The sequence below is a fragment of the Candidatus Aegiribacteria sp. genome (genome assembly GCA_021108005.1).
GTDB lineage: Bacteria > Fermentibacterota > Fermentibacteria > Fermentibacterales > JCC-6 > Aegiribacteria.
In genome coordinates, this window is record JAIORS010000195.1 from 1 (window position 1) to 12,769 (window position 12,769).

The window sequence follows — 12,769 nt, forward strand, 5'->3', positions numbered from 1 at the left end:
GTAAGTGACCAGAAGTTACGTCCGACCCCTTTCAACCTTTTCCGCGAAGGACCGGAAATCCGGCTCAGAAGTTGATATATTTTCGGTTTCCCTTAGCCGAATGGCAAGATCCCAGCAGGACAGCAGGATATATCCCAGGAGTTTGTCATTAAGTATCATAACCGATGGAACGGTCTGTCCTGCATATCCCAGACGCAGCAGGAACCTGTTTTCAGGAATATGCTGTGGCGGCCAGACGGCAAAGGTGACATCGAGGCAGGAATCGGTTGAATCCTCGGTTCTGAAAAGTGTCTTGAGAAGCTCGAAGTCCCCGCCAAGATGATGTACGGCAGACCTGATCTCGTGACGGGTTCTAATGGAGTTTCGCGCTGGAGAAGGAAACGATGTGGTGAATTCCGCGGGTTCATCTCTTGGATATCCGAGCTCCAGGAGAGCTGAAGCTTCCGAAAGAGATGCTCCGAAGCAGCTGGAAGCTATATCAGATGGCAGAAAAATAGAAGTTTCCGTAGTGCCGGGAAGAAGGTTCATCTGCCTTGACAGTTCTTCGACTCTTCCGCTGGAAGGACTCCTTGATATCTCATTCACATGGGTACGAAGAGTATTGAATCCCTGCATCAATACTTTGGATGATCTTCCTCCGCTCCAGATGGCAGTGTAGTAAAGCAGTCTGGAAATATCAGACGAATTCAGGAAATTGGATGGAAAGAGCTGCATACATCTCCCGATCTTGGATGGTATCTGTCAACGATACCTCGCAGATAGGTCTTATCCACGTCGGTGTAAATTTCAGTGGTCTTGATATCAGAATGTCCCAGCAGTTCCTGGACAACCCTCAGGTCAGCACCTCCCTGGAGCAGGTGGGTGGCAAATGAATGCCTCAGTGTATGAGGGTGGATAGCTATATTTACACCGGCCATCACCGTAGATTCCCTTACGATATTCCATACAGTCATCCTGGATAGAGGATTCCCCCTGTACGTGAGGAACAGAGCCGGAGTAGACTTCCCGCGAACCAGCCGGGGCCTTACAGTATCTATGTATAGCGAAAGCCATCTGACCGCGGCTCCTCCTATTGGAACTATCCTTTCTTTGGAACCCTTTCCCACGGGTCTTACAAGAGCCTCATCCAGATGAATACGGGAAACGGTTATCCCGGTAAGCTCGCTTTCCCTCAGGCCGGCTCCATAGGCGAGTTCAAGCAAAGCGCGATTCCTTGTTGAAAGCGAAGAATCACCTTCCCACACTTCTATAAGAGCTGCAACAGTCTCAACGCTAACCGCGTGGGGAAGTCTTAGCGGCTGCTTGGGGGAATGAAGAAGCTCGGCCGGATTATCATCCCGCAGTTCCGATGACTGCATGTATCTGAAATAACCTCTGATGGTGGACAGTTTTCTCCTGATGCTGACGGGTGAAAATCCTGAGGATGAAAGGAAGACCAGATACTCCGCGATATCCGCGGAGATCGCTTCAGAGAGCGTACATCCGTTTTTGTTCAGCCATTGGCAAAAATAATTCAGGTCATTACTGTAAGCGGAGATGGTTCCGGTTGCCAGTTTCTTCTCAAGAGCTGAATACTCAAGGTATGAATCAAGAGTATTATCCATTCTTCGAAAGCCATGCCTGAAAACCCTCACCTGAACCCGACTGATTCATTCCGATTGAAAAACGCCCTCTGGTGAGAGATACAGTAACACCTCTGGATTCAAGTTCATGCACTAGTTTAATAGCCCTCCTGTGGTCAACGCAGGTCTCAAGAAGTGCCGGAGATTTCCTGAGAAGATTCCATGATTCTCTATGTGAGACTCCAATTATATCTCGAAGCGCTTCTGCAACTTTATGCTCGTCATCCGGTGCCGGCGGGCACAGAAATAGCTTAAGCACAACACCCTGCGCAATATGAGATTCATCATTCTCATCGCTTTGCCAGCGAATGGTTTCATCTCGGGAGTTGTCCCTTTCGTATACTGATTCGCAATTTTTCAAGGACACTATTGGGATTTCGCTTCCATCGGAGAACAGATAGGGAGAATGAGTTCCCATAACCCGCGGAAGAAGAATATCCTGAGATATACTGCTAAGCGGTGGGTAAGGTATCACGATGTCTGGCAGAGGGCCGTCAGCTAAAGAACCCTGCTCTTCGCTACCGACTAATGGAGGTAAATCTCCTCCTACGATATCCGGAGGAGAAAATACAATCGATTCCGGGATATTGTTTCTGTTGATTTCAGGCAGGATAGGAGGTGTTTCACGAAACCCTCCTTCCAGAACTTTTGCAGGGAGTCCCACTGCATACTTTTCGGGAGGGTGCATGACCACTCTTCCGTAGGAGTCCTCAAACTCATCAAGTGGAGGGGGTCCTACTGTGTAGTTCTCCGGAAGACCGTTTACGGGAGGAACCTGGGAATCTTCTTCCTCAGCTGCATCCTTCTGTTCTGTGATGAGCGCATCACCGGGGCTTTTATCTGAATCTGTGGTGACATTTGTATTCACTCGTATATCGTGAGCACCGTGGGTTCTGAATACCGCATTTGACTTTTGTCTGGCTGAAAAACTATCCGGCAGCATAGACTCGGTTTCAATCCTGACGATTCCACCGGCCTCCATTATGGACTTCTTTATCCTCTTCGCTGCTTCGCTGTCAATACCTTTGCTGAGAGCAAAGGGCATTCTGGAAAGCCAGAGAACGATCTGTTCCTGTGGAAGATGGGTCAGTTCCTGCAGTCTTCTTCGTAATCTTGTCCTGTATCCGGGGCGGTAGTTAACCAGCAGAACTCTGAAAAGGGTGGTGGATTGAACATTTTCTTCACCATCTGGAAGTATTCTGCATTTTACACCAGGATCTCTTCGAAGGCTGTCTGCTATCTTCTGTGCTTCTGCTTCAGATAGTCCCTTGAATATGATTTCTTCCTCACGGCTGAAAGCAAGAAGAGTTTTATCCGGAAGATGTCCCGTGCGCTCAGTAAGAACACGCACTGTCTCCTCCGAGGGCTTATCGGCCTTTACAACCGCCTTCCATTTCATAGGTCTTCCGAATCACCGTTAGTTCTGTTTTCTTATCAGTTCGATTATGTCACCTATAGATATTAGATCAGTGGATGAAATTGAGTAGATCAGTGCTGATGAAGTACTCTGCGTGGTATCAAGAATTATCATCTCGCAGATAGGTATATCCGGAGTTTCCACGATTCTGCCTGAAGGGCTTGAAACCTCGTGGCCATATTTAAACATGTTGAAAATGTCTCCGGGCTGCAGCCCGCTTGATGCTCCTTTATCAATGTATACTATATCGTATGAGTATGCCTTCTCAGAATCCGGGTCCTGAAATGCAAGCACATACGCATCCATACTCTCGGTTACACCGGAAGTTGAAACTGGCACCGGAGCTGAAGATGTGTAAGGAACCAGATAATCACCGACATTCACAGATAGGTATGCATGTTCCACGATTGCTACACTGGACGATGCTGCTGTATCTATGACTCTGCATACACCGGCAACCCTGATTACATTACCGAGCAGAACTCCTGTTTGAGGATGCCGCACTTCCTCACCAATCTTGTATATCTTGTATACTCTGTCGAGCACAACTCCCTGGTCCTGACCGATATCTATGGCAACCAGATCCCCGGGATATGCTACCTGCTGACCAAATTTTTCATCATCATCCACATCTGTTTCGATGATATAGCTTACAGGATCGGGCGGCTCGCTGGTAACCATTCCGGCAGTTTCAAGAAGAAGTCTGCTCAGAAGTGGTCTGCTGCTGGTTCCAGCTGTAGTATACGAACCGAAGATGTCTGCGCCGTAAGACACTGAACTGACCGAATTCCCGTAAATGTCCGGAATTATCAGTTCACTTCCCGGCTGAAGCAATTCAACTCCTTCAATGGACGGATTGGCACTTAGAATATTCTCCCAGTAAAAGGGATTGCTATAGTAACGGATTGAAAGATCCCATAAGGTATCTCCATACCTTATGTAATGGGTCCTTGCTGCAGTAGATACGGAAAATACTGCTCCAATCAAAAGAATTGAAACAGACAACGATACAGTGAAGCTTTTCATTTCAACCTGACCTCCCGCGGTGGTCTCTATATTAATGAGCGAACTTCATAACTTCATAATATTCTAAGTTCACAAGTTCCTGAAGTCAATTGCACGTTAACAGGGGGTTTATTTAACTGCGGGATACAGTACTGAGTTGTTAATGGTTCCTGATGTTTTTATAACAGTAACCGTATAGGTTCCGCCAACTCCCGCAACAGATCCCCGGTTGGGTATGTTAACTGCAAGGTACAGATCTCCATTACCAGGCGAATCTCCCGTCCATGTGCTGCCTGCCGCCACCGGACTGGACTCACCAACAACCATGACAAGCTGTCCGTTCGTTGCCCCTGGAACAAGGGCTGTGGTCGTGGAAAAGTAATCAATACCCGAGGGTCCGCAGGTTCCCGTCTCCATAGTAACGGTTCCAGATGCTTGAATAATCAGCCTTTCACTATCGGACACCTCAAAGCCTGCATTCACCCACCCCTCTACAGCAGGTACGTCAACAGTGCAGGTGGACTCATCTGCAGGACTGTTCCATATCACCGATTCAATCTTCCCTAAATGAAATTCCATATCACCCGAATTTGTTCTGATTCGAATGATCTCGCCGTCACAGGTAATGTAACCTCTGAAGGAGCCTCCCTCTCTGAGGAATACCCTGCCTTCTTCGTACTCAACAGATGTTTCGGAATTTTTGAAAACAATATGCCGTCCCTCTATCGACTCCAGCTTTCCGGATAGAATCCGGCCATCCGCGGTTATCATCCTGTCCGGTTTGCTCTTGCATCCTGTTATGGACAGCAGCGTAACAAAGACCAGGAATAAAAATCCACCTGTCCTGATCATGCGCCAACCTCCTTCAAGCCGGGAATGAGACTTTCTATAACGTCCTGAACTCTTTTGATAAGTTCGAAATGCATAAGTTTTCTCGTTTCCTCCGGGATTTCCTCTATGTTCCTGCTATTCTCAAACGGAAGGAAAACCCTCGTAATCCCGGCAGCTAATGCTCCCAGAGTTTTTTCCTTGATACCTCCCACGGGCATTACCCTTCCCTGCAGACTTATTTCTCCGGTAACAGCTATATCCGGAACAACAGGCTTTTCACTCAATGCTGAAAGGATGGATACGAGAATGGCCACACCGGCCGAAGGACCATCCTTGGGGGTTGCCCCCGCAGGTACATGAAGGTGAATATCGACTTCCTTGAAATTCATCTTCAAACCATATTCGTCAGCATGTGTCCTGATCCAGGACAGTGCAGCCTTCACCGATTCCTGCATTACCTGCCCGAGCTGCCCGGTCAGTATAAGTTCTCCTTTGCCGCTCATTATAGTGGTTTCTATCAGAAGTATCTCTCCGCCAGCAGGTGTCCAGGCAAGGGCTGTAGAAACACCAATTCTGGGTTTGTCCGAAATTCTCTCACGGGTGAATTTTCTGGGGCCAAGGAACTCCGGAAGTCTGGGCGCTGAGATAATCACGAGGTCATTGTTTCCACCTGCAACTTTCATCGCTACTTTCCTGCAAATTTTCCCGATGGTGCGTTCAAGCTCTCTTACTCCAGCCTCGCGGGTATAATCAGAAATTATTCTGCTTAAGCCCTTCCTTCTGAAACGGAGAACATCACCCGCAAGTCCGGCGTTATTCATCTGTCTTTCAACAAGATACCTTCTAGCTATTTCAAGTTTTTCGGCCGATGTATATCCAGGTATACGGATGATTTCCATTCTGTCCAGCAGAGGTGAAGGTATAGTGTCCAGGCGGTTTGCCGTAGTTATGAACTGAACACCGCTGAGATCGAACGGAACATTCATGTAATTGTCCCGGAAGGAGAAATTCTGCTCGGGGTCGAGAACTTCAAGGAGTGCGGATGTGGGATCTCCACGGAAGTCGCTGCCTATCTTGTCAACCTCATCCAGCATGAAAACTGGATTGTTGCTTCCTGCTTCTTTCAATCCCTGTATTATCTTTCCCGGCATCGCTCCGATATAGGTTCTTCTATGCCCGCGAATTTCAGCTTCATCGTGAACTCCCCCGAGGGAAAGCCGTACGAATTTGCGTCCTATGGCTCTGGCTATACTTTTGCCCATTGAAGTCTTTCCCACTCCGGGAGGTCCAACAAAACAAAGTATGGGAGCTTTGCCACTGGGATTGAGCTTCCGGACAGCAAGAAATTCCAGAACCCTTTCCTTTACATCCTCCAGATCGTAATGGTCTTTCTCCAGAACTCTCTGCGCCCTGTTTATATCAAGCCTGTCCTTTGTACTTTCCTTCCAGGGCAGATTAAGAATCCATTCAATGTAATTTCTTATGACCGCAACTTCGGGAAGTCCCGGATGCATCCTCTTAAGCCGGTCAAGCTCTTCCATCGCAGCTTTTTCAACCTTTTCGGGAAGATCCTTTTCTTCTATCTGCTGTTTGAGCTCTTCAGCATCTGGATTCTCGGTGTCACCGCCCAGTTCTTTCTGAATGGCTTTCATCTGTTCCTTGAGTATGTATTCTTTCTGATCTTTCTCAATTTCCGTTCTGACCTGCCCCTGAATCTTATTACGAAGCTTCAGTATCCTGATCTCTTTTTCCATGATACCTGACAGCAGGCAGAGACGTTGAAGTACATTATCAACTTCAAGTACCTTCTGCTTTTCCTCTACGCTTGCTTCTATCCTGCTTGCCGCCAGGAAACTCAATCTGTCGGGATCGGCAGAAAGCTCCAGAAACTGTGAATCGTCAGGAATGGTCCGGGTAAGTTCAAATATCTGCTTCAGCTGAATTCCCACAGTATTATGCCAGGCATTCAGTTCCACATCGTCTTCGGGGAATATGGATTCCAGCTTTTCAACCCTTGCCAGAAGATATGGTTTACTCGTTTCAATGAACTCAAGAATGCGGAAACGGATAAGACCCCTTAAATGGAGCCTTATGATGTTGCCCGGAAACCTGTATAACCGATCAATGCCGGTAACCGTTCCCGTCCTGTAAAGATCTGCTGGACGGGCAGGCGCGTTGATGATGCTATTCAGGCTGACAACACCTATCAGTTTATCCGCGCGGACAGCATCGTCTACAAGTTCAGCGGTTCCAAGCTTCGTAATGGTTCTTGGAACCACAGTAAAGGGATACACAACCCCGTCAGGACTTGGCAGAACAGGCAGTATTTCAGGTAGTTCCAGAGTAATTGCCCGGGTCATTCAATCTCCTTTTTCAATTTTTATGGATTCTCCCGATTTATTAACGGGACTTCTGACACCTGTCTGCTCATCAGCAGTTAGTATCAGACTGAGAACTCCGTTTTTCAATGATGCTGTAACCTCGGTTATGCTGATCCTCCCGGGAATATGTATCTCGCGATGAAAATGACCCGTATATATTTCTATCTTCTCGGCAGTGAGTGCCTTTACAGGAGGAGTTTTGATCCCTCTGATCAATACGCTTTCTGGGAATATAATAAGATCGATATCATCGGATGATACTCCAGGCAGCTCAACGAACAGAAGCCATTGTTTTTCGGCTTCGTACATATCAACTGCCGGTGTCCAGCTGATGTCACCTTCTCGTAGGAGAAACATGGCCTCAGGTACTATTCGATATCGAATCGGACCTGGACATTTGTTGTAACCTCAACAGGCTGGTCGCCCTGCATTGCCGGACTGAAAACCCAGTTATTAACAGCATCTATTGCTGCCTGGCCGCATCCAAGACCCAATGGATCGTTTACAATGGTAACATTCTGTACGGAACCATCGGTACCCACCAGAACAGCAAGAGTAACGTACCCATGCAGGTCTCCCCTGGCCCTGGCCATTGAAGGTACGGAAGGAGCGATCTGCTGTATGGCAAAGGGAGATGAGATAGGCAGTTCCTCCACCGGTTCCGTAACAGTTGCCGTATCTGGAATAACTTCAACGGGAACCTCAGAAGCTACAGCGTTGTATTGAATAGATGCGGTTTCACCCGCTACAATTACAACAGTATGTGTATCGTCCTGGAAATCCGGGTTGGAGAGCCTTACTGTATATGTTCCCGGGTCAAGTTCAACACCCCCGAAAGGTGTCGTTCCTACATGAGTTCCGTCGACATAAACATTGGACCATGGTTCGGGTCCAACCATAAGCTGGCCGGTTTCAGCAATCTCTGTCAGTGATACCGTACGGCTGTATCCGTCTTCGCCGAGATTAACTGTTACCGCGAAGTCTTCTCTGTTCTCCATCTGGACTACCACTCTATAACTTCCGAAAGGAAGTACCTGGCTCATTCTGCGGCCCGTGGCAATGCGGCTTCCATCGATATAGAAGCTGGCATTACCCGGTGTATCAGCAGCAAGCTGCATTGTAATCTGAGACTGCTCTGAAGCAAGGATGTTCAATACCTGGTTCAGGTCAAACGGACTAACCACAAGAACAGATTCAGGCATGGTCCGGTAACCTTCAAGTACTGCCTGGAAGACATGTTCTCCGGTTACTATTGTATCAATGCTGCCCTCGATTATCTCGCCATCCACCATGAAACTCACGGCTTCAGCTCCGGGGTCATTCTCGCCTTCGGGCATCTCGTAACCGAAACTTACCTGCAGCGTTGAAGAGCCAAGGCTGTCAAGCACCAGTGTATCGGTTCCAACGTAGCCTTCTTCAAAAACAGGGTTCCAGGTAAGTGTTTCAAAACCAGGCGCGGATATCATGACAGTTCTTTCTGTGAATATCGTATCGCTCAGTATAAATACTCCCGCAACTCCTTCTTGAACAGGGATTCCGTCAATCAACATATCGATAGCTTCGGCTCCCTGTACTACGACTGTTTCGGTAAAGGGCTGGGCAGGGATGACTTCTACTATTTCAGGTTCTGGTTCTTTACCACCGAATATCTTGATTGCCCCAAACACTATAATAACCAGAACAACAACAGCACCTAAAAGCATGAATAATTTCTTCCGTCCGTCACCGCCGGCTTTTGCTCCGACAACAGCAGCAGGTTTCTTCTTCTTTTCTTCCCGCTTCTTCTCGGGTTTCTTCTTCTTCGTTTTCTTCTCTGGAGGTCTCTTCCTGGCAGCTCTGGAAGGTGGAACCACTGCAGCTGTCTTCTTCTTTTCGACTCTGGGAACAACCGGAGCTTCCGTTGCTATTACTTCTTTATCCGTAACTAAACCCTTGTATTCTTCAGCAAGTTTCAGAAGTTCCTGAAGAACAGGGGCTGCCGGCCACAGATCGAATATCCGCCTGATATTCTCAACCGCGAATACCGGGTCACCGGATTTGATCCTGCTTCGAACCAGGTCAGCTAGGTCGTCTACTTTAATAGAACGCCTTACGTATTTCATTTTCTTTTTTACAATGACGTTATCAGGGTCGTGGCGTTTTGCCCTTTCAAGTTCCTGCAGTGCTCTAACCGCGTCGTCTGCTCTTAATGCTTCGTCTGACCTTTCAACGCAATCATCCACGAAACCGGATGATGAAATGTTGCGTCCTGCGGAATGCGCCCTGCTTGACCTGCTCTTATTGAATTTTTCCATTGCGGCGATTTCTCGTTCCACAATGCTTATTCGATCCATAATCTGATGATTATTCGGATCGAGTTCAAGGGCTTTACGGTAGGTTTCAAGAGCTTCCTTCCGCTTGCCCTGCTGAATCTGCATCCTGGCGGTCTCTAGTAATTTTTTAACTTTGTCAACTCCTGAGCCCATCTCCAACCTGCTCCCTCTGGTTGTTAGTGCGAGCCATTAATTCAGATTCATAATGCTATTTACTGATACCCCTTTGTCAAGTGCCATATATTATGAAAACAAATCTTCCCTCTGTCCAAAGATAGAGAGTAGACACTACTTGTGACAACCTTTCATAAATAACATTATAGTTCAGGAATATCCAGCCCCCCAAAGCGCCATCTATACTCGTCTTCAATCGATCCTGAAATATCACCCCTGTTTGCGAGGTTTGCGGCTTCCAGAAAAAGATCTATATCATCAATTAATGAAGCTATACGAAATATCGGAACCCCGTGCTGCCTTGTACCTGCCACTTCTCCGGGGCCCCTTAATTTAAGATCCTGCTCAGCGATTTTGAACCCGTCATTGGTTGAGGAAAGAATGTTCAGCCTCCTGGCCGCTTCGGCTCCGCAGCCCTTATCTTTCATCAGAAAGCACCAGGAGTCCCTCCCGCCCCTGCCGATCCTTCCCCTGAGCTGATGAAGTTGACTCAGGCCGAACCTGTCGGCATGCACTACCACAATAACCGTTGCCTCGGGAACATCGAGCCCTACTTCAACAACAGTAGTACTTACAAGAACCGAAATCTCACCGGAAACGAACCTGTCCGTAACAGCAAGCTTGTCCTCCGGCTTCATTGCCCCTGTAAGCAGCCCAATTCCAAAATTTCCAAGAGGGCCACGCTTCAGTATTTCAAATGAAGTAGTGGCATCTTTCAGATCCAGTTCCTCAGAGACTTCCCTGAGAGGATAAACAATATAAGCCCTCTCCCTTTTGCCAAGCCTGCCCTGCAGAAACTCGTATACTTCATTCCTGTCATCCCGGTTCATAACTCTGGTGGTTGTGCTGCCCCTTCCGGGAGGCATTTCATCCAGTACTGTCATATCAAGGTCACCGTAGACGGTCATGGCCAGTGTTCTCGGTATGGGTGTGGCGGACATGAGCATGAAATGAGGGCTTGGTTCGCGGCCGGAAAGCAGTATTTCTCTTTGCTCAACTCCGAATTTGTGCTGCTCATCGATTATGCACAGTCCCATTCCGGGTATAACTACCCTGTCCTCAAAAACAGCGTGAGTTCCAATAAGGACATCGAGAGATCCGTCCAGCAGGGATTCAAGCAGAACCTTTCTGTCTGCGGTTTTTGTGCCTCCGGTCAGCAGTCCACATCTAATTCCGACCGGTTCAAGCATACGGCTTACCGTTCTGTAATGCTGTGAGGCCAGCACTTCCGTTGGAGCAACCATCACCGCCTTGTAGCCGGACCTGCAGCATACAGTGCATGCCGCGGCTGCCACAACCGTTTTTCCGGATCCTACATCTCCCTGAAGCAGCCTCCTCATGGGAACGCTCCGCCCTAGATCCGCGGTAATCACTTCAAGAGCTGAATGCTGTGCTCCTGTGAGACTGTAGGGTAAACCACTTACGAATTCCGAAAGGGAGCCATCGGGCGGAATCATACTGATTCCCGTAAGTCTGGATGCTCTGGCCCTTATATGATTCAGAAGAGTCTGATGAATGAAGAGTTCTTCAAGAGCAAGTGTTCTCCGGGCCCGGGAGCCTTCCTCCGGGTCATCCGGGAAATGCACCTTTCGCACGATCTCTCCGCGATTCTTGAAGCCCTTTAACTCAAGAACATCAAGAGGCAGTACTTCGGGCAACGCGGAAGAATATTCTTCAAGCACAGCTTCAAGGAGTTTCCGCATTACCCCCTGAGTGATACCTGCCGTAAGAGGATATATGGGGAGAACAAGCCGGGTATCCGTGGTTTCCTCATCAAGGAACAGCAGTTCAGGATGAACAATACTCATTCCGCCGAAGAATTCTATCTTCCCGCTGGCGATAACCCGCGTACCGGTCGTAAGTTTAGCAGCAATGTATCTGAAATGGAAGAATTCGAGCTTCAGTTCCCCTGTATCGTCCCGCAGTATTACCTCGAACCTTCTTTTCCCCTTCCTGGATTTCAGATATCCCGATGAAACGACTGCACCGGATACATTGGCTTCCTCACCGGGAACCAGGCTCCGGATCGGGGTTATTAACCTTCGATCATTGTAACCTCTTGGTACGTGCAGAAGGAGATCGGCAACGGTTTCAATCCCGAGCTTTGACAGCTGCCTGCTTCTGGCGGGACCTACTCCCTTCAGATACCTTACATCAGTTTTCAGCATCTTTCCCTTCAGTGCTGTTGAAAATTAAAACTAAAGTCTACAAGGCTTTCAGGCAAGGTGTGCTTTAGAAAGAACAAATGGGGGTTGACGAAAGGCTAAACAGGAAGTAATGAAGGCGGAACCGTGAAAATACCTACGGAGGTAAATACCGAAAATGGAGCTAAGCACTAGAGACGCCCTTGAAGAAAACATCAGAAATAATCCTGATGACATTGACTCCAGGCTCAACCTTGCTGAACTGATTCAAAAGGATCGGAGTCCCGAGGAAGCTCTGGATATTTACAACACAGTTATAAAACTGGACCCGGATAACCCGCTTGTCTACCTGGGCAAAGGTCTCTGCTGGGCCATGTGTCTGCTTGATAACATTCCAACCGCGGAGATATGGGAAAGAGAAGTTGATGAGCAGGACATGATAGACAACGCCATGGAATTCCTTGAGCAGGCAGCGGAACTGGACCCCGAACTCACGGAAGCCTACAACGCGATGGGCAGGCTCTTCGCGATAATAGCACAGGATGAAGACGCTGTGGACATGTTCAAGCAGTCACTTCAGGTCGATGCCACCCAGCTTGATGTCCTTGAAGATCTAAGAGAAATCACAGGTAAACCCGTCTGGAAAATCCTTGACAAAGGTACATGGATGGGAGAAGAAGAAGAGTAAGAGCAACCGGGATAACAGGCACTTGTTCCTGAACATCTTATTCCGTATTCTTATACTGATAAAGTATTAATGTAGAAGTTCTGAAAGGAGTTTCACCATGCTGCTATTATTATTCGTTTTTCTCGCCACAACCGGAACACCGGGAGTAACAGCTCCCATAAACGATCCCTCCCCCCTCTGGGACGATGACATACT

10 protein-coding genes are annotated in these 12,769 nt (G+C 48.0%); 1 reads left to right on the forward strand and 9 read right to left on the reverse strand.

The window, feature by feature from the left end; all coding sequences use genetic code 11:
• Positions 1 to 15: 15 nt before the first annotated feature.
• The 9 genes from K8S15_12455 to recG all read right to left on the reverse strand — a co-directional run bounded on the left by K8S15_12455 (position 16) and on the right by recG (position 11,910).
• Positions 16 to 714 carry a hypothetical protein gene (locus K8S15_12455; GenBank protein ID MCD4776847.1) on the reverse strand — a complete coding sequence of 233 codons (699 nt, stop codon included), beginning with the start codon at positions 712 to 714 and terminating at the stop codon, positions 16 to 18.
• Positions 687 to 1,604, reverse strand: coding sequence for a tyrosine recombinase XerD (locus K8S15_12460; protein ID MCD4776848.1), 918 nt, complete (start codon positions 1,602 to 1,604; stop codon positions 687 to 689). Before K8S15_12460 ends, K8S15_12455 begins: the two co-directional genes overlap by 28 nt.
• Positions 1,597 to 3,021, reverse strand: a complete 1,425-nt coding sequence (locus tag K8S15_12465) for a hypothetical protein (GenBank protein ID MCD4776849.1) — start codon at positions 3,019 to 3,021, stop codon at positions 1,597 to 1,599. Before K8S15_12465 ends, K8S15_12460 begins: the two co-directional genes overlap by 8 nt.
• Before the next feature lie 18 nt (positions 3,022 to 3,039).
• Positions 3,040 to 4,065, reverse strand: coding sequence for a LysM peptidoglycan-binding domain-containing protein (locus tag K8S15_12470; protein ID MCD4776850.1), 1,026 nt, complete (start codon positions 4,063 to 4,065; stop codon positions 3,040 to 3,042).
• Between the two features lie 108 nt (positions 4,066 to 4,173).
• Positions 4,174 to 4,896 carry a hypothetical protein gene (locus K8S15_12475; protein ID MCD4776851.1) on the reverse strand — a complete coding sequence of 241 codons (723 nt, stop codon included), beginning with the start codon at positions 4,894 to 4,896 and terminating at the stop codon, positions 4,174 to 4,176.
• The gene (gene lon / locus K8S15_12480) at positions 4,893 to 7,235 is read right to left on the reverse strand and encodes an endopeptidase La (protein ID MCD4776852.1); all 2,343 of its coding nucleotides are present in this window, start codon (positions 7,233 to 7,235) and stop codon (positions 4,893 to 4,895) included. The genes K8S15_12475 and lon overlap by 4 nt, the downstream gene beginning before the upstream one ends.
• Entirely contained in the window at positions 7,236 to 7,613 is a 378-nt protein-coding gene (locus tag K8S15_12485; GenBank protein ID MCD4776853.1) for an Hsp20/alpha crystallin family protein, read from the reverse strand.
• Positions 7,614 to 7,624: 11 nt separating this feature from the next.
• On the reverse strand, positions 7,625 to 9,721 hold the full coding sequence (locus tag K8S15_12490; protein ID MCD4776854.1) for a TonB family protein: 2,097 nt from the start codon (positions 9,719 to 9,721) through the stop codon (positions 7,625 to 7,627).
• A 164-nt stretch (positions 9,722 to 9,885) separates the two neighbouring features.
• A complete protein-coding gene (recG, locus tag K8S15_12495; GenBank protein ID MCD4776855.1) occupies positions 9,886 to 11,910 on the reverse strand; it encodes an ATP-dependent DNA helicase RecG in 2,025 nt (674 codons plus the stop codon).
• A 154-nt stretch (positions 11,911 to 12,064) separates the two neighbouring features.
• Between recG and K8S15_12500 the strand changes: the two genes are divergently transcribed.
• Positions 12,065 to 12,574, forward strand: a complete 510-nt coding sequence (locus tag K8S15_12500) for a hypothetical protein (GenBank protein ID MCD4776856.1) — start codon at positions 12,065 to 12,067, stop codon at positions 12,572 to 12,574.
• Positions 12,575 to 12,769: the final 195 nt, after the last annotated feature.